A 17511-nucleotide genomic window follows, 5' to 3' on the forward strand; every position below is an offset into this window, starting at 1 on the left:
TAAATCCTAAAATGCTATTTTTTAGCTTCCATGTGAGGATTTAGCATATTTGATGGTGTTAAAATTTCATCAATTTGTTCTTTACTTAAAAGCCCTCTTTCAAGCGCAATATCAGCCACTCTTTTTCCAGTGTTCATTGCCTCTTTAGCTATAGAAGCTGAATTTTCATAACCAATATAAGGATTTAAAGCTGTTACTATACCTACTGAATTATAGACAAAGTCTGAACAAATTTTTTCATTTGCAGTAATACCATCTATACATTTATCAGCTAAAGTATACATTGCTTTTTCTAGCATTACAATAGAATTAAATAAGCTATATGCTGCAACTGGTTCAAAAACATTAAGTTGTAATTGTCCACCCTCGCAAGCAAAAGTTACAGTTACATCTGCTCCAATAACAAAATAACAAACTTGATTAACTACTTCAGGAATAACAGGATTTACCTTACCTGGCATGATAGAACTACCTGGTTGCATTTTTGGAAGATTAATCTCATTAAGACCACATTTTGGACCACTACTTAAAAGTCTTAAGTCATTACATACTTTAGAAAGTTTTGTTGCAACACGTTTTAAAACACCTGAAATTTGTACATAAGCTCCCGTATCTTGAGTCGCCTCGATCAAATCCTCAGCCACAGTATATTCAAAACCTGTCACTTCTCTTATTTTTCTTTCTACAACCTTCGGATAATCAGGGTGAGAATTAATTCCCGTTCCAATAGCAGTTCCGCCCAAATTGATCTCTAAAATCAATTTTCTAGCTTCTAATACTCTTTGTATATCTTCACCTATCATTACGGCAAAAGTTTTAAATTCACGACCTAAAGTCATAGGTACAGCATCTTGCAGTTGGGTTCTACCCATTTTAAGAACATCTTTAAATTCTTCAGCTTTTCTCTCATAAGCTTTTTTTAGATGTTCCATAGCTTTTGCCAAATCACTTAAATAATCATGCAAAGCAAGGTGTAAAGCTGTAGGATAAGCATCGTTAGTACTTTGGCTTAAATTAACATGATCATTTGGATGAAGATATTGGTATTCACCTTTTTTATGACCCATAAGTTCAAGTCCTATGTTTGCTATAACTTCATTAGCATTCATATTTGTACTTGTTCCAGCACCTCCTTGGATCATATCTACTACAAATTGATCATAATACCCGCCTTCTAAAATTTTATCACACGCTTTAATAATCGCATCTTGGATATTTTTATCCAAAAGACCTAATTCATGATTTGCCATAGCTGCAGCTTTTTTTACTCTAGCCAAAGCTCTAACAAAGCGAGGAAAATCTTTTAATCTATCATGAGAAATATCAAAATTTTCAACAGCTCTAAAAGTTTGCACTCCATAATAAACCTCATCAGAGATTTCCAATTCCCCAATAAAATCATGTTCTTTTCTTGTTCCCATTTTGAACCTTTCATAAAAGTATTTTAATTTAAATCAAAAATTTTTGATTTAAATCATAAAATAATGATATTGCATTTTTAGTTAATAATTGGTTAATAATTAAAATACTTTCAAAATATAATAAATTAAGTATTTTTATATCCTACTTATGTCTTTATATTTAATTTTTATTAATATAAAAAATTTTATTTACTTCAAAAAAAATTAATATATTTTTGCAAGCTTTTTTTTGCTAGAATAAAATTTTTAATAATTTAAATAATTAGGGATAACATGGAAGAAATTACAATAAACATAGATAAGATTAAAATAAATGATGACTGGAAAGAATTTTTAAGAGACGAATTTCAAAAAAAATATTTTCTAGAAATCAAAAAACAATACCTAAATGCGATTGATCAAAATATAATTATTTATCCGCCTGCAAATTTAATCTTTAATGCTTTTAATTTATGTCCCTTAAAAGAAATTAAAATTATTATCCTAGGACAAGATCCCTATCATCAACCAAACCAAGCAATGGGGCTTAGTTTTTCGGTTCCAAAAAATGTAAAAATCCCACCAAGTCTTAATAATATTTTTAAAGAATTGCAAAATGATTTAAACATCACTCCAGCAAAAAGCGGAGATTTAAGCTCTTGGGCAAAACAAGGAGTTTTGCTCTTAAACTCTATTCTTAGCGTTGAAGCAAATAAAGCAGCTAGTCATAGTTCGTGGGGTTGGCAAGAATTTAGTGATGCTATAATACATAAATTAAGCAATGAAAAATCAGGGCTTGTTTTTATGCTTTGGGGAAATTACGCAAAAAGCAAGGAGATTTTGATTGATAATACTAAGCATTTGATTTTAAAAGCAGCTCACCCAAGCCCTTTAGCTAGAACAGGATTTTTAGGTTGTAAGCATTTTTCAAAGGCTAATAAATTTTTAAAAAAAGTTGGTAAAATTCCTGTAGATTGGAAAATAGTTTAAAAAATTATTTTAAATTTTAATAAAAATATTAAAATATATTTATTTATTTAAAAATAAATCGTATTTCTATGAAATATATTATAATAAAACAACTCAAAAATTAATTTTTAAGGAGAAAAATGAAAACCATTGGTATTATAGGCGGAATGAGTTTTGAAAGTACTATTACTTATTATAAAACAATAAATCAAGCTATAAATGATAAATTAAAATCTTTAAATTCTGCAAAAATTTTACTTTACAGTGTTAATTTTGAAGAAATAGAAAATTTACAAAGCCAAGATAAATGGCAAGAAGCTGCGCAAATTTTAACTCAGTGTGCTAAAAAATTAGAACTTGCAGGGGCTAGTTTTATAATAATTGCAACTAATACTATGCATAAGGTTTTTGATGAAATTCAACAAAACATAAATATCCCTATTTTGCATATTGCAAAAAGCTCTGCTAAGGCTTTAAAACAAGAAAACATACAAAAAATTGGTTTATTGGGTACTAAATACACAATGACTCAGGATTTTTATAAAAAAATGCTTATTGAAGAAAATATTAGCGTTATTATTCCTAGCGATGAAGATATAAAAATCGTTAATGATATTATTTTTAATGAGCTTTGCAAGGGTAAAATCAAGCAAGAATCTAAAGAAAAATATTTAAATATTATAAAAAAACTACAAGAAAAAGGTGCAAAGGGAGTGCTTTTAGCTTGCACTGAAATTGGTTTATTAATATCCAAAAATGATACAAATATCAAAATTTTTGACACAAGCCTTATTCACGCCCTTGATGCTGCTAATGAAGCTTTAAAAGATTTATGATTAAAAGATGCCCAAAAATGGGCAAATTGCAATATTTTGAAAAGATTTATACTTATATCGGTTTAAATCTTATCTTGCTTTATAGTTTGCTATCTTTTTCTAATTGATTGATATTTAGCATTATAAATTTATAGCTTAGATAAATTACTAAAGGCCAAGTCAATAAAAACAAAGCATGTAACATTTTTTCTCCTTAATATGCGTGATCATCGTTTGCGATTTCTTCGCGTGTGATTTTTACCTTATCCATTGCATTCCAAACATAGATAATATAAGCTAAAACAAAAGGTACAAGCAAAGACACATAAGCCATGACGCTTAGAGTATAATAGCTTGAACTTGCATTTTTTAAAGTTAAAGAACTTTGTAAATCACTTAAAGATGGGTAAAAAGCACTTTGACCTAAACCAATACTTGATAATAAAGCAAAAACTATTAAAACCGTTCCAAGTCCTAGAGTAAAAATAGCCTTAGAACAACCTTTTGCTCCTTGAACCATACCTAAAAGCACTAAAATCACACCAATAACAAGCAAAACAGCAAAAATCATTTGATTTAAGAAATTATATAAATATAAATTCGCATTCATGCTTACAGTTCCATTTGCATCTACACTAAAACCATCTTTTAAGAAAATCCACGCTAAAAAACCTAAGAAAAAAGGTAAAAATAGAATGCTATTGATCATAAGTTTTTTCATAGCTCTTATTTTGATATTCTCATCATTGATATTGTTCATAAAATACGCTGCGCCTAAAAGCCTTGCTAAAAATACCAAAGCTAAGCCTAAGAGATAATTAAAAGGATTGAGTAAAAGTTCTAAGCCGTGCAAAGGGTTTTGCCAAGAAACAAAATTATGCTCATTTAAGATAAATTCAGAACCGCTAAAAAAGCTACTTACTGCAACTCCGATTAAAAATACCCCTAAATATCCATTGATTTTAAGAAAAATTTCATAGGTTTTAGAGCCATAAACATTATTTTCTTTTTTACGATACTCATAAGCCACAGCTTGTAAAATAAAACAAAATAAAATACAAAGCCAAGCCCAATAAGCTCCGCCAAAACTGGTACTATAAAAAAGTGGAAAAGCTGCAAAAGCTGCTCCGCCAAAAAGTACGAGAGTTGTAAAACCAAGCTCCCATTTACGCCCTAAAGAATTGACTAGCATGGTTTTTTCAAGCTCATCCTTGCTAAGCTCATCGATTAAAGTCTGTCCACCTTGGACAAAAAACATAAAAACTAAAAGTCCACCGAGCAAACTTAAAATCAACCACCAATAAATTTGCAAACCTTCAAGTTCTAAACCAAAAAACATTATTTTTCTCCTTTGCCCATAAGTGGAGTATGTCCTGCATGTGCGTCAAAACCTTTTTTAATCTGAGTAAGTATTATTTTAACTTCTGCAATCAATAAGGCTGTAAAAAGTACTGCAAAAATCCAAAATGAAATTTGAACATTGACTTTTCCAAGTTGTGTTGCTGCGATATGTACGGGAAGTAAGTCTTGAATTGCCCAAGGTTGTCTGCCTACTTCAGCAACAATCCAGCCTGCTTCAGCGGCGATATAACCCAATGGAATGGATAACAAACACACCCAAAGTACTTTTCTAAATTTCTCAATATCATTTGCCATAGTAAGATAAAGTGTAACGATGAAAAGTAAAAAGAAAAAACTTCCTAAAGCAACCATAATATGAAAGCTATAAAAAGTTAAAGCCACAGGCGGAATAGTATCACTTGGTTTTTCTAAATATCCATAACCAAAATCTTTAAAATGAGTTTCTAAAATAGATTTGTGATTTGCCATAGCTATTGTATCATTGTTTTCTTTAGCAAGTTTATAGTCTTTTAGAGCTTGTATAGCGATTTTTCCTCTATCGATACGATTTTGCATAGGTTCTATACCTTTGCTTTCATTTCCATAGATTAAATCTTCAATTCCTGGAACAAAAGAATTTGGATCACGGTTTCCTAATATAGAAAGAGCGTAAGGTATAGTAATGTCAAATAAAAACACACTTTCGTTATTGTCTATGGTTTTTTTAGGGTTTAAAATTCCAAAAGGCACAAGCCCTGCACGATGTTCACCTTGATAAACCCCTTCCATAGCTGCAAGTTTCATAGGTTGAGTTTGAGTTACACGATAAGCACTTTCATCTCCGCTGAAAAACAAAAAGATTGAACAAACCAAACCAAAACTAGCTCCTACAACTAAGCTTTTTTTAGCCTCGATAATATAACGTCCCTTTAACATAAACCAAGCTGAAATTCCTATTACAAATAAAGCTGAAATCACATAACCGCTGCCTATGGTATGTAAAAATTTTGAAATAGCCACAGGAGAAAGTGCTACTTCAAAAAAGCTTTGCATTTCATTTCTTGCTGTATCAGGGTTAAAGCTCATTCCTACAGGATATTGCATCCAACCATTTGCCACTAAAATCCAAAAAGCAGAAAGATTACTTCCTATAGCCACACACCAAGTTGAAAGTAAATGAAAACCCTTACTTACTTTATCCCAGCCAAAAAACATAACTGCAAAAAAAGTAGCCTCTAAAAAAAATGCCATAATACCTTCAATCGCCAAAGGTGCACCAAAAATATCTCCCACAAACCAGCTATAATTTGCCCAGTTTGTTCCAAATTCAAATTCCATTATAATACCTGTAGCTACACCGATAGCAAAATTTATAGCAAATAATGAAAGCCAAAATTTGGTGATTTTTTTCCATCTTTCATTTTTAGTTTTTACATAGATAGTCTCCATGATAGCAATGATAAAAGATAAGCCTAAGGTTAAAGGCACAAACAAAAAATGATAAAGTGCAGTTAAAGCAAACTGCGCTCTTGACCAATCAACGCTATTAAGTTCGTTCATTTATTTTCCTTCGAGTGTAAGATTTTTGAGTACAAAAGTGCTTTTTTCTTTGTCGCTTTTAAAAATAGAATTAAAATTTACATCAAAAACAAAAAGTTTTAAAATCACAAACATAACAAAAAGTTTGATAAAGATAATTTTCCAAAGGGTCTTTCCAAGAGTTAAATTTTTAAAACCTTCTTTGTAAAAATTAAAAATTTGAGAAATACTAAAATATAAGTGTTTAAGATGCATGTAAATTCTACCTTTAAAAACAACAAAATAAAACATTTTAAGAAGCGGAAAATTATAATGAAAATTATGTTATTATTTTCTTAAAAAATTTAAATACATAATCAAGGTTTTTAATGCAAAAAATTAAAGTTTTTATTTTTTTTATGATTTTTTTCTTTAATGAATGTTCTTCTAAATTTTGAAAATGTAAATCCTTTGGGGCGTTCATTTGGAGAATTTGAAGATACTAATTCTTTTTCTTTAAAACTAGGACTTGAACCTATTTTTCCTACTAATCAAGAAATTCCAAGTTTAATTAGCAATGCTGATTTAGCACTTATTACTCCTATTTACCCCACCTTTAACTAGTAGCATCAACAATAATGCAATAAGACAACTTGCAAGTGAAGCAAACCCCTTAGATATCTTAATGATACAAGAAATAGGAACTTTACTAAGAATAGCCACTCCAACAGGACGCCATGTGCAACAAGGTGGAACGCCTATTGATGAATATGAGTAGAATTTGAGGACTCTTTCAAGACCTGATAGGGTTTTTATTTATTATTCTCGCGTTGATGTAGGAGCTAATCGTGTAAATTTAGCTATAGTTTCAAGACCCATTATAGGAATTCGCGATGGAAGTGATGCTTTTTTCAATATCCATGTTTTAGCCAATGAAGGAACAGATGTAGGAGCAATTATCACAGCCCATAAATACACATTTTGTAAATATACCTCAAGTTAACTGGATGATAGCAGGGGATTTTAACCGTGATCCTTCTACTATAACAAATACAGTGGATAGAGAATTAGCAAATAAAATTAGAGTGGTTTTTCCAACTAGTGCAACTCAAGCAAACGGAGGGACTCTTGATTATGCAATTACAGGAAATTTAAACAGACAACAAGTCTATACTCCACCACTTTTAGCTGTGATTTTGATGCTTGCAAGTTTAAGATCTCATATAGTTTCGGATCATTTTCCAGTAAATTTTAGAAAATTTTAGGACATTTAATATGAAAAAAATTATTACTTTGTTTTTTATGTTTATAACTTTAGCCTTTGCAACTCCTACTGGAGATTTGAAAGATTTTACCGAAATGGTTTCTATAAGAAGCTTGGAAACGGGAATTTTTTTAAGTGCCTTTAGAGATATCTCAAAAGATCCTATTGATCAAAATTGGAATATTAAAGAAATTGTTTTAAGCAATGAGTTAAAACAAAAAGATAAATTAGCTAATGAACTTCCTTTTGGTTATGTGCAATTTACAAATCCAAAAGAAAGCGATCTTTGTTTGGCCATCCTAGAAGATGGAACCTTTGGAGCAAAATCTTGTCAAGATAATCTAAAAGATAGTAAACTAGAAACTGTATTTTCTATAACACCAACAACAACTTCAGCTGTGCAAATTTGTTCTTTAGTTTTGGAATCTGATGAATGTATGGTAACTTTTTAATCCAAATATTCCTACACAAAAACGCTTTAGAATAGCCCCTTGCACCTTAGATCCTAATTTTTTATGAAGTAAACGAACTAATGATTATAACTCCACCTTTAACAGCTTCTACCCCTTTAGAATAAAATTTTTTCTTATTCTATTTTTATATTTATTTAATATTTATGATATTACAAAAATACACAAAATAATCAATAACAACACAATATAGTTTACTTTACTCTATAATTTTTTTATTTTAATTTAATTTTTTGTTACAATAAATTTATACATAAATAATTATCAAGGAGGAAAAATTGGAGCAAATTTTAACATGGCAACAAGTTTACGACCCTTTTTCAAACATTTGGCTAAGTGCTTTAGTGGCATTTTTACCTATACTATGTTTTTTAGTTTGTTTGGTTGTTTTAAAACTTAAAGGTTATCAAGCAGGTTTTTTAACTGTTATACTTGCTACTTTGGTAGCTTTATTTGCCTATAAAATGCCTTGGAATTTAGTGGGCGCAAGTTTTATTCAAGGCTTTACAAATGGTATGTGGCCTATAGCTTGGATTATCATTGCGGCAATCTTTCTTTACAAACTTTCTATCAAGTCGGGTTCTTTTGAAATCATTAAAAAAAGCGTGATGAGCATTACTCCAGATCATAGAATTCAAGTGATTTTAATAGGTTTTTGTTTTGGTTCATTTTTAGAGGGTGCTATAGGTTTTGGTGGCCCTGTGGCTATAACTGCTGCACTTTTAGTAGGACTTGGTTTGCGTCCTTTGCAAGCTGCAGGACTTTGTCTTATCGCAAATACCGCTCCTGTTGCTTTTGGTGCGGTGGGAATTCCTATTATTGCTATGGCAAATCTTGTCGGCATAGAACAGCATTCAGTTTCTGCCATGGTAGGTAGAATGCTAGTTCCTTTAAGTCTTACTATACCTTTTTTCATAGTTTTTTTAATGGATGGATTTAAAGGCGTTAAAGAAACTTTTCCAGCTATTTTAGTTGCGGCACTAAGTTTTACAACTACTCAATTTTTAAGCTCAAATCACTTAGGAGCAGAATTACCTGATATTATCTCAGCTGTAGTTTCTTTAGCGGTTACAACTGTATTTTTAAAATTTTGGAAACCAAAAAATATTTTTAGATTTGATAATGAAAGCAATTTCACTCAAGATAACACTCTAAGCTTTAATCAAATTTTAAAAGCTTGGTCGCCTTTTATTTTACTCATTGTTTGTATTATCATTTGGACACAACCTTGGTTTAAAGCTCTCTTTGATAAGGATGGAATTTTAAGCTATACAAGCATTACTTTACAATTTAGCAATATCACAACTGGAATTTTAAGCCCTTCTATCACAGGCATAGGAGAAGCTAAGCCTTTATCTTTGGCTTTAGGTGTAGATTTAATCAATGGAAAAACCGTAGCTCAAGCAGGAACAGCGATTTTGCTTGCAGCTTTTTTAAGTATAGCTATTTTAAAAATCAAAGCTGAAGATGCAGCAGGATGCTTTTGGGCTACTTTAAAAGAAATGGCTATACCTTGTATCACCATAGGTTTAGTTGTGGCTTTTGCTTTTATTTCTAAAAATAGTGGTATGAGCACTACTTTAGGACTTGCTTTTGCACATACAGGTGATGCTTTTTCTTTCTTTTCACCAATCATTGGCTGGATAGGGGTATTTTTAACAGGCTCTGATACAAGTGCTAATTTACTTTTTGGAACCTTGCAACAAGTAAGTGCTCAAAAACTAGGTGTTAGTGAAGCTTTATTTTTAGCAGCTAATTCAGTAGGTGGGGTCGTTGGAAAGATGATCAGTCCACAAAGCATTGCTATAGCTTGCGCAGCAGTTGGGCTTGTAGGAAAAGAATCTGATCTTTTCAAATTCACATTAAAATATTCTGTAGCTTTTATTATTTTAATAGGAATTTGGACTTGCATTATAGCTTTTTTCTTACAAGAAATCATCCCTGAAGTTATAGTGAAATAATTAAAAAATTTAAGTTTTGCTTCAACAAATATTCGTTTTTAGAATATTTGTTGGAAAATTTACTTTGCTTTTATTTTTATAGGATTAGAATATTTATCCTAAATTATCCCAAAAGGAGAGATCATGAAAAAGGTGTATTTTTACGCCACATGCTTAGGAAGTGCTGCTATGCAACAAAGCGTTTTAAATGCAATAAAACTTTTAAGGCGTGAAGGTATTGAAGTGATTTTTAAAAAAAATCAAACCTGTTGCGCTCAACCTTCTTTTAACTCAGGTTATTTCGATGAAAGTCGTGAGATTGCTTTATATAATGTGGATTTATTTGATAAAGATTACCCCATCGTTGTGCCAAGCGGATCTTGTGCGGGTATGATGAGTCATGACTATAAAGAACTTTTTAAAAACAAACCTGAATTTTCTAAAGTCAAAGATTTTAGCTCTAGAGTCATAGAACTTTCACAATACCTTGATGAAGTTTTAAAAGTAGATTATGAAGATAAAGGTGCACCTATAAAAGTAACTTGGCATTCTAATTGCCATGCTTTAAGAGTGCAAAAAAGCATACAAGCGAGTAAAAATCTTATCAAAAAACTAAAAAATGTAGAATTAGTAGAACTTCAATACGAGGAAGAATGTTGTGGTTTTGGCGGAACTTTTTCAGTAAAAGAGCCTGAAATTTCAAATGCTATGGTAAGAAGTAAAATTAAAGATATACAAAATAGCGGTGCAAAATATCTCATCAGTGGCGATGGAGGTTGTCTTTTAAACATAGATGGCACAATGAAAAGAATGGGTTTAGATATAAAAGGCATACATTTATATGACTTTTTACTTAAACGCTTGGAAGGAGAAAGACTATGAGTCAAAAAATTCCTCACGAACAAATCGTTCAAATTAAACTCAATGACAAGCAAATGCAAGAAAATTTAATGACTGCCATGCATACTTTACAAAAAAATAGACTCAATGTTATTGATGCTAGATTTAAAGACTGGCAGGGTTTAAGAGCTAAAGCTAAACAAGCTAAAAACAATGCCTTAATGAGTTTAGAAGAAAGGCTTTTAGAATTCGAAAAAAATGCTACAAAAAATGGCATTAAAGTGCATTGGGCAAGTAGTGATGAAGATGCCTGTGAAATCGTCTATGAAATCATGAAAGAAAAAAATATTACCAAGCTTTTAAAAGGTAAATCTATGGCAAGCGAAGAAATAGGCCTAAATCACTACCTAGAAAAAAAAGGTTTAAAAGCTATAGAAACCGATCTTGGAGAGCTTATTTTACAGCTTAATGAAGAGCCTCCTTTACATATAGTTGTACCTGCTATACATAGAAACCGCCATGAAATCGGAGAAATTTTCAAAGAAAAATTAGGAGCGAATTTAGAAAACAATGAACCTGAAAGTTTAAATGCGGTAGCTAGAGAGCATTTAAGAAAAGATTTTGAAGGCTTAAAACTTGGACTTAGTGGGGTCAATTTTGCCATGTCAAGAGAAGGAGCTTTTTGGCTTATAGAAAATGAAGGAAACGGTAGAATGTGCACTACAGCACCTGATATTCATATCGCACTTTGCGGCATAGAAAAAGTCATGGAAAGCTTTGAAGATGCGGCTACTATGGTTTCTTTACTCACTCCTTCAGCCACAGGACAATTTATACCAACTTATAATAATATCATTACAGGCCCTAGAAAAAATGGGGATTTAGATGGTCCTAAAGAAGTGCATGTGATTTTATTTGATCACAATCGCTCTAAAATGTTAGCTCATGAGGATTATTATGAGGCTTTGCGTTGTATTCGATGTGGGGCTTGTATGAATTTTTGCCCTGTTTATGATCAAATCGGCGGACATGCCTATCAAACCACTTATCCAGGACCTATAGGAGAAGTAATCAGTCCTAATATTTTTGGTATAGATCATACAGGAGATATTTTAAATTTCTGTTCACTTTGTGGGCGTTGTTCTGAAGTTTGTCCAGTGCAAATTCCTTTGGCTGATCTTATTCGCAAATTAAGATGTGATAAAATAGGACAAGGTAAAAATCCACCTTTAGGAGCAAATAATGTTCATCGCAATGCCTTAGAAGCCTTTGCTTTTAAACAATTTAAAAATATCGCAACCAATGGCAATAAATGGCGTTTTTCACTTTCAAAAGCACATTATTTCAACTGGACGGTACAAAATTTCGCAAGCGTTTTACCTGTGATTAAAAAATGGCACGCTTTTAAAGAATTACCTCAAATTAAAATGGATCTTTATAAAGAAGTGCAAAAACTAGAAGGAGTAAGCTATGAGTAAAATCGATGAAATTTCAAGCAAAAGTAAAGCAAGTATTTTAGAACATCTTAAAAAAGCTTACAAAGAAACAACGTTCACACGCATTGAAAGTATAGATCCTGTAGAACATATCCAAACCACCCAAGATATGCTTGCAGAAATGAAACAAAAAATGAATGATAACAAATACATCGTTGAAAATGCTACAAAAGATACCTTAGAAGAAAAAATCAATGAAATTATCGCAAAATATGACTTTAAAAGTATGATTTATGGGCTAGATTTAAATTTAAATTTAGAACAAATCAAAGCAGAAAAAAAGATTTGCTTTGATAAAGAAATCGAAAATTTAAGATCTGAGGTTTTTCATAGTGATTTTTCCATCATTCATGCAAGAGCAGGGGTAAGCTCTCACGGAGTTGCACTTGTACCTTCAAGCAAAACTCAACCTAGAATGCTAAGCCTTGCACCTAAACTTTGTATAGTGCTACTTAAAAAAGAAAATGTTGTTAAAAGTCTTAGCGAGGCTTTAAATTTGGTAAAAAAAGAAAATGAAATCTTACCTACTAATATCTTATTTATAGCAGGGCCTTCAAGAACAGCAGATATAGAACTTATCACTATTTTTGGTGTTCATGGGCCACAAATTGCACATATTATTATTTACTGATTCTATACTAGAATCAGTAAGTCTTAATTTTTAATATTAATTATATATATTTTTTATATTATACAAATATAAATAAAATAAATAATTTTCAATTAATAATATTTTAATAAAATATAATATTTCACTCAAATATATGAAATTAATTTTAAATACAAAAATTAAAGAAGGTGCTTTTGGATAAACTAATTCCAACTTGGAATGAAAAATAGAGTATTCATGACACAATGATTGACATTCAACACCAAAAACTTTTTGAACTTGCAGCAAAAATAGAAAATATGGTTTATAAATTTGTTCAAAGAGATGAGTTAAAAGAAATTTTAATAGAACTTTTTAACTATAATAAAAGAACATTTTAGCAACGAAGAAGATTATATGCAATAAATTCATTATCCTTGTTTAAATGAACACAAAATCATGTATAAAATATCATTCATGATATGTCTTATCTTATACAAAACATAAAAACCACTAATGATTTAAAAGAGAAGCTTTACACAGTTTCTAAAAAATTGCTTTTAGAACATATACTCTATGAAGATATGAAAGTTGAACAATACAGAAGTTCTTCTTTAGCTTCTGAAGATGATGGGGGAGGTAAGCTTTGAAGAAGTCAAAGAAGAAAAAGATGATGAAAATGCAGTTTATCTTTATACATGTGAATGCGTAGGACAAATGCATGATGTACCTTTTGGAATTCATCAAAAATTCAACTTAAGGGTGTAAAATTTAAATGTAAAAAATGTAAAGAAGCCATACAGTTTTATAAAAAATATTCAGAAAATTTCTAATTAACTATTTATGCGTTAAAATAATAAATAAAGTATAAGTTAGTCAAAGAAGGAAATTTAATGGATAAAAAATAAAATATTTTATTTTGGATAAATTTGACTATTCCTATCCTATACTAACCAAAGATACAAAATGCTCATTTTGTGAAAATTTTTTCCCAATAGAATATAGCTCAAACTTAAAAACAATAGAAAAAGAATGTCCATTTTTCAATAATAAAATGGACATTAAACTTAAAAACTAAGCCTTAGTTTTACTTACAATATTAATAATATTTGAAGCCACTTCATCAGCAAGCTCTAAATGAGAAGTAAAGCCTACACAAGAACAATTAATCTCGCCTAAAACATATTTATCATTGCCCTTTTCATCAGTATCTAAAATAAAATCAGCCGTCCAAATCAATGGTAAGTCGTAATTGCCTAATCTTTCCCTTACCTTAGGAAGCTCGCCTAAAAACATATCCACCAAAGTTTTCCAATCTTCTGGCTTATCATAACGATATTTTGCCCCACTAAAAAGCGTAGCAGAAAAAGCATCGGCATCTTCGGCTGGTTTTTTATGTACTACATTTACAGGAGTGTTATAAAGCATTAAAAGTCTGATTTCACCTTCTTTAATGCGCGGTAAAAAAGTCATATCCACAAGCATACCATTATCACCTATGATATATTGCTCACAAAAATCCATAAATTCCCCAAGCTCTCTATGTTCTACATGATTATCCTTAGCTTCCGTACACTTGATTTTTGTGTTTAAAGGCAAACTATCTCCACTAACGCTACCCTCTACACTCACACGCCAAATTCCCTCTCCTGTAGAGCCACGATTTTGCTTTAAAACCCTTTCACCTTTAGCCAAACTTTTTGGAAAATTTTCTTTAAAAGTCTTAATATCATAGTAAGCATAAGTATCGCTTGGAACAAGATCAGTATCTGCTAATTTTGTAAGTGCATCTTTAGCACCATAACCTATCATAGCATCAGGATGAGGCATACCTACAAGCTTATCAGCACAAAGTTTTCTTAACATATTAAAATACTCATTTTCTTCTTTAAGATTGCCAGGATTGATGCGAGAAACATAACCATCAAAATTTTCTTTCACATATTTGTAAATTTCATCTTTTTTACTCACTTCAAAAAAAATCACCTCAGCATTCCAACCCTTAGCTTTTAAGGCATTTACCATAGGTATAGTATCTTTTCTATAACCATCTTCACCTTTATCACTCCCACCTTTAACTTCAAAAAAAACAATATTTTTTTTCATTATTTTACTCCTTATCTAAAATATAAATAATTATTGCATAAAAATATTACAAAAATTAAATAAAAATATTTATATATTTTATCTAGCGTTTATAAAACTGCTATTAGTCTTATAAGCGATTTCGATTAAGCTTTTACTTATCAAGTTTGATGCTTGTCCTTCTAGGCGGTTAAGAAATTTATCAATCTTATTTTCTTCTTTCCAAACGGGATTTGAAACATTAGCAAGTTTTTCAAGCTCCTTTTTAGCATTTTCATAATTACTAAGCTCATCTATAAGACCAAGCTCCTTAGCCTTGGCAGCTAAAAACACTCTTGCATTTGCCCATTGATCTTTTTTGTTAAGATCTAATGCTCTTTCCTTAGCAACAAAACCTGTAAAAAGATCATAACTTTGATCAATTAAACCCTGTAAAAAATTTCTTTCATTCTCATTCCAAGCTCTTGCAAAAGTTCCAGCACTTTTAAATTCACCTGCTTGAATAGTTTGTTCTTTAATACCGAGTTTATTAGCCAATCCACTTAAATCAGCTCCTTGCATAATCACACCGATAGAGCCTATAAAACTTGCCGGATTGGCTAAAATTTTATTTGCTCCAACTCCTGCTAAATAACTTCCACTTGCCATAGTTCCGCTTGCATAGACAAGCACAGGCTTTTTAATTTTTAAATCCTTTATAGCTAGAGCTAGTTCCATACTAGGAGCAAAAGCTCCACCAGGAGAGTCTACAACAAAAAGCACTCCTTTGATATTGCTATCATTTTTAGCATTGATAATTTTTTCTAAAACCGCAGAGCTATCAAAAATTTCACCCTTTAAATCAATGCGTTCTAAATTTGCAAGATTGGAGCTTGAATTTGCACTAGACATTAAAATCCATATAACAATCAACAATAAAACAAAAGTTTTAAAATAAGTATTGATAAATTTTATTCCACACCCTAAAGCCTTAAAAAATGATTTTAAAATTTGCATTCTTTTCCTTTTATAAATAATTTATCCACTTCCTTAGCATTTAAAATAAACTGCAAAGGAGCTTGCTTTTTATCACATTCTCCTAGCTCAAATACGCTAAAATCAGCAATTTTACCTTTTTTAAGCTCTCCTAAATTTAAATTTAAAGCCCTTGCAGGATAAAGTGTTACCATTTGCAAAAGCTTAGAAGCTAACTCCAATAAATCAAAATTCTTATGTATAAGTAAATTCGCGCGCATTTCATCAAGTAAGGACAATGAAATATTTGAGCTAAGTCCATCGGTTCCTAAATGGATATTTAATCCACTTTTTAAAGCCGTTTTTAAATCTAAGCTTTTTTGACTTAAAAGACGATTTGAAAATGCACAATGTGTAATAGAATGTAAATTTTTATCTAACCATTCATATTCTTTTAAATAAACACAATGCGTAAAAAGAGTCCTTACTCCTTTAAAGAGTTTAGCAAAATCCTTTGGTGTATAAAGAGGCTTAGGATGAAGTGTGAAATTTTCAAGCCATTTTTTAAACCCCCCTTTAGACTCTCTAAGCCAGATATTTTCAGCCTTACTTTCTAAAAAATGCGTACTAACTAGTAAATTTTGCTTTTTAGCTAAATCAAGAGCAAAATGAGCCAAACTAGGATGAGTTGAATAAGGAGAATGAATCGAAATTGCTGGGATAAAAAAATCATTTTTAAATTTCAAAGAATTTTCAAATCTTTTTAAAAATTCTTGTTTTTTATCTTCAACTTGATTTTCATTTGTACCCAAAATTTCATTAAAAAATACTATACGCATACCCTTTTGACTAGCCTTTAAACAAGGATCTAAATCACTCCCAAAACTTGAAATTTCACCTATAGTGCCTATACCGCTTTTTTGCATTTTTTTAATGCTTTGAAGTATTAATTCTTCTTTGGCCTGTGCATTTAACATAGAACGAGAATTTATAACACTTTTAAGCCAAATTAAAAATTCTCCAAAATGTAAAGTTGTTGAATTTGCACTAAATTCTAAGTGTGTGTGAGGATTTATAAAAGCAGGTAAAATAACCGAATTTTTAGGTGTTTTGATGATTTTAGCCTTGGGATATTTTTTTCTTAAATTATCCAATTCACCCAATTCTAAAATTTTATCTTCAAAAACAAAGGCTTGATTTTCTAGTATTGTAAAATCTTCATCGCATAAAAAAAGATATCTTGCAGCAGCTATAAACACGATTTTCCTTTCAAAAATTACATTGTAGCAAAAATTTATTTTTAAAATGTTATAATAAAAGGTTAAAAAATAAATTTTTAAGGTTAAATCCATGAAAATAATGATTATCCAAGGCCCAAATGTTAATATGCTTGGCGTAAGAGAAGTGGGAATTTATGGTGCTATGAAAATGGAAGAAATTCATGAGCAAATGAAACTTGCAGCATCGCAAAACAATGTAGAACTTGACTTTTTCCAAAGTAATTTTGAAGGTGAAATCGTAGATAAAATTCAAGAATGCCTTGGAACAGTTGATGGAATTATTATCAATGCAGCAGGCTATACTCATACTTCAGTAGCTATTCGCGATGCTATTGCAGCAGTAGCTTTGCCTACAATTGAAGTGCATATTAGCAATGTTTATCGCAGAGAAGAATTTCGTCAAAAAAGTCTTATAGCGCCTGTATGTTCTGGAACTATTGTTGGTTTTGGTCCTTTTGGCTATCACTTGGCTTTAATGGGTATAATTCAAATTTGTGAGCAAATAAAAAATTTGCGCGCGATGCAACAAGCACAACAAACAAATAAATAA

Annotated in this window: 15 protein-coding genes and 3 pseudogenes; 11 read left to right on the forward strand and 7 right to left on the reverse strand. The window is 30.8% G+C overall.

Translation table 11 applies throughout. The features are described 5' to 3' along the window. Positions 1-14: 14 nt before the first annotated feature. The gene (aspA, locus tag AJ881_RS00300; RefSeq protein WP_002854440.1) at positions 15-1421 is read right to left on the reverse strand and encodes an aspartate ammonia-lyase; all 1407 of its coding nucleotides are present in this window, start codon (positions 1419-1421) and stop codon (positions 15-17) included. A 273-nt stretch (positions 1422-1694) separates the two neighbouring features. On the opposite strand from aspA, the gene ung reads away from it, so the two are divergent. Both ung and AJ881_RS00310 read left to right on the forward strand, forming a co-directional pair. Further along, positions 1695-2390, forward strand: coding sequence for a uracil-DNA glycosylase (gene ung / locus AJ881_RS00305; protein WP_002881270.1), 696 nt, complete (start codon positions 1695-1697; stop codon positions 2388-2390). 119 nt (positions 2391-2509) lie between these two features. After that, complete coding sequence (locus AJ881_RS00310) at positions 2510-3205, forward strand: aspartate/glutamate racemase family protein (protein WP_044779849.1); 696 nt, start codon at positions 2510-2512, stop codon at positions 3203-3205. 193 nt (positions 3206-3398) lie between these two features. On the opposite strand, the gene cydB is transcribed toward AJ881_RS00310, so the two are convergent. The 3 genes from cydB to AJ881_RS00330 are packed head-to-tail and all read right to left on the reverse strand — an operon-like array spanning position 3399 to position 6319. Beyond that, the gene (cydB, locus tag AJ881_RS00320; protein WP_044779850.1) at positions 3399-4523 is read right to left on the reverse strand and encodes a cytochrome d ubiquinol oxidase subunit II; all 1125 of its coding nucleotides are present in this window, start codon (positions 4521-4523) and stop codon (positions 3399-3401) included. Beyond that, positions 4523-6085 carry a cytochrome ubiquinol oxidase subunit I gene (locus tag AJ881_RS00325; RefSeq protein ID WP_044779851.1) on the reverse strand — a complete coding sequence of 521 codons (1563 nt, stop codon included), beginning with the start codon at positions 6083-6085 and terminating at the stop codon, positions 4523-4525. Before AJ881_RS00325 ends, cydB begins: the two co-directional genes overlap by 1 nt. Beyond that, positions 6086-6319, reverse strand: coding sequence for a DUF4492 domain-containing protein (locus AJ881_RS00330; protein ID WP_002860921.1), 234 nt, complete (start codon positions 6317-6319; stop codon positions 6086-6088). A gap of 159 nt (positions 6320-6478) precedes the next feature. Between AJ881_RS00330 and AJ881_RS00335 the strand changes: the two genes are divergently transcribed. The 8 genes and pseudogenes from AJ881_RS00335 to AJ881_RS09510 all read left to right on the forward strand — a co-directional run bounded on the left by AJ881_RS00335 (position 6479) and on the right by AJ881_RS09510 (position 13475). Next, the gene (locus AJ881_RS00335) at positions 6479-6667 is read left to right on the forward strand and encodes a hypothetical protein (RefSeq protein ID WP_002860919.1); all 189 of its coding nucleotides are present in this window, start codon (positions 6479-6481) and stop codon (positions 6665-6667) included. 16 nt (positions 6668-6683) lie between these two features. Then, positions 6684-7308: pseudogene (locus AJ881_RS09370) on the forward strand (endonuclease/exonuclease/phosphatase family protein); the annotation flags it as partial. Positions 7309-7318: 10 nt separating this feature from the next. Then, positions 7319-7884: pseudogene (locus tag AJ881_RS00345) on the forward strand (cytolethal distending toxin subunit A/C). Positions 7885-8055: 171 nt separating this feature from the next. Beyond that, positions 8056-9738 carry an L-lactate permease gene (locus AJ881_RS00350; protein ID WP_070252762.1) on the forward strand — a complete coding sequence of 561 codons (1683 nt, stop codon included), beginning with the start codon at positions 8056-8058 and terminating at the stop codon, positions 9736-9738. 120 nt (positions 9739-9858) lie between these two features. Further along, positions 9859-10599 carry a (Fe-S)-binding protein gene (locus AJ881_RS00355; RefSeq protein ID WP_074470023.1) on the forward strand — a complete coding sequence of 247 codons (741 nt, stop codon included), beginning with the start codon at positions 9859-9861 and terminating at the stop codon, positions 10597-10599. After that, positions 10596-12035: a LutB/LldF family L-lactate oxidation iron-sulfur protein gene (locus AJ881_RS00360; protein WP_002860914.1), complete on the forward strand. Its 1440-nt coding sequence runs from the start codon at positions 10596-10598 to the stop codon at positions 12033-12035. Before AJ881_RS00355 ends, AJ881_RS00360 begins: the two co-directional genes overlap by 4 nt. Next, complete coding sequence (locus tag AJ881_RS00365) at positions 12028-12684, forward strand: lactate utilization protein C (RefSeq protein WP_002932947.1); 657 nt, start codon at positions 12028-12030, stop codon at positions 12682-12684. Before AJ881_RS00360 ends, AJ881_RS00365 begins: the two co-directional genes overlap by 8 nt. Before the next feature lie 224 nt (positions 12685-12908). Then, positions 12909-13475: pseudogene (locus tag AJ881_RS09510) on the forward strand (hemerythrin family protein). 241 nt (positions 13476-13716) lie between these two features. Here AJ881_RS09510 and AJ881_RS00380 read toward each other — a convergent pair. The 3 genes from AJ881_RS00380 to AJ881_RS00390 all read right to left on the reverse strand — a co-directional run bounded on the left by AJ881_RS00380 (position 13717) and on the right by AJ881_RS00390 (position 16940). Then, positions 13717-14748: a Cj0069 family protein gene (locus tag AJ881_RS00380; RefSeq protein ID WP_070252761.1), complete on the reverse strand. Its 1032-nt coding sequence runs from the start codon at positions 14746-14748 to the stop codon at positions 13717-13719. Between the two features lie 78 nt (positions 14749-14826). Then, complete coding sequence (sppA, locus tag AJ881_RS00385) at positions 14827-15723, reverse strand: signal peptide peptidase SppA (RefSeq protein WP_044779363.1); 897 nt, start codon at positions 15721-15723, stop codon at positions 14827-14829. Beyond that, positions 15711-16940 carry a metal-dependent hydrolase gene (locus AJ881_RS00390; RefSeq protein ID WP_052858897.1) on the reverse strand — a complete coding sequence of 410 codons (1230 nt, stop codon included), beginning with the start codon at positions 16938-16940 and terminating at the stop codon, positions 15711-15713. The genes sppA and AJ881_RS00390 overlap by 13 nt, the downstream gene beginning before the upstream one ends. Before the next feature lie 91 nt (positions 16941-17031). On the opposite strand from AJ881_RS00390, the gene aroQ reads away from it, so the two are divergent. Continuing rightward, on the forward strand, positions 17032-17511 hold the full coding sequence (gene aroQ / locus AJ881_RS00395) for a type II 3-dehydroquinate dehydratase (protein ID WP_002852001.1): 480 nt from the start codon (positions 17032-17034) through the stop codon (positions 17509-17511).

Source organism: Campylobacter sp. BCW_6460 (assembly GCF_001762705.1).
GTDB lineage: Bacteria > Campylobacterota > Campylobacteria > Campylobacterales > Campylobacteraceae > Campylobacter_D > Campylobacter_D jejuni.

What these genes read in the sequence shown, in the direction of transcription:
- aspA (WP_002854440.1), bottom strand. Translation starts at nt 1,421, where the DNA reads ATGGGAACAAGAAAAGAACATGATTTTATTGGGGAATTGGAAATCTCT.
- ung (WP_002881270.1), top strand. Translation starts at nt 1,695, where the DNA reads ATGGAAGAAATTACAATAAACATAGATAAGATTAAAATAAATGATGAC.
- AJ881_RS00310 (WP_044779849.1), top strand. Translation starts at nt 2,510, where the DNA reads ATGAAAACCATTGGTATTATAGGCGGAATGAGTTTTGAAAGTACTATT.
- cydB (WP_044779850.1), bottom strand. Translation starts at nt 4,523, where the DNA reads ATGTTTTTTGGTTTAGAACTTGAAGGTTTGCAAATTTATTGGTGGTTG.
- AJ881_RS00325 (WP_044779851.1), bottom strand. Translation starts at nt 6,085, where the DNA reads ATGAACGAACTTAATAGCGTTGATTGGTCAAGAGCGCAGTTTGCTTTA.
- AJ881_RS00330 (WP_002860921.1), bottom strand. Translation starts at nt 6,319, where the DNA reads ATGCATCTTAAACACTTATATTTTAGTATTTCTCAAATTTTTAATTTT.
- AJ881_RS00335 (WP_002860919.1), top strand. Translation starts at nt 6,479, where the DNA reads ATGAATGTTCTTCTAAATTTTGAAAATGTAAATCCTTTGGGGCGTTCA.
- AJ881_RS00360 (WP_002860914.1), top strand. Translation starts at nt 10,596, where the DNA reads ATGAGTCAAAAAATTCCTCACGAACAAATCGTTCAAATTAAACTCAAT.
- AJ881_RS00365 (WP_002932947.1), top strand. Translation starts at nt 12,028, where the DNA reads ATGAGTAAAATCGATGAAATTTCAAGCAAAAGTAAAGCAAGTATTTTA.
- AJ881_RS00380 (WP_070252761.1), bottom strand. Translation starts at nt 14,748, where the DNA reads ATGAAAAAAAATATTGTTTTTTTTGAAGTTAAAGGTGGGAGTGATAAA.
- sppA (WP_044779363.1), bottom strand. Translation starts at nt 15,723, where the DNA reads ATGCAAATTTTAAAATCATTTTTTAAGGCTTTAGGGTGTGGAATAAAA.
- aroQ (WP_002852001.1), top strand. Translation starts at nt 17,032, where the DNA reads ATGAAAATAATGATTATCCAAGGCCCAAATGTTAATATGCTTGGCGTA.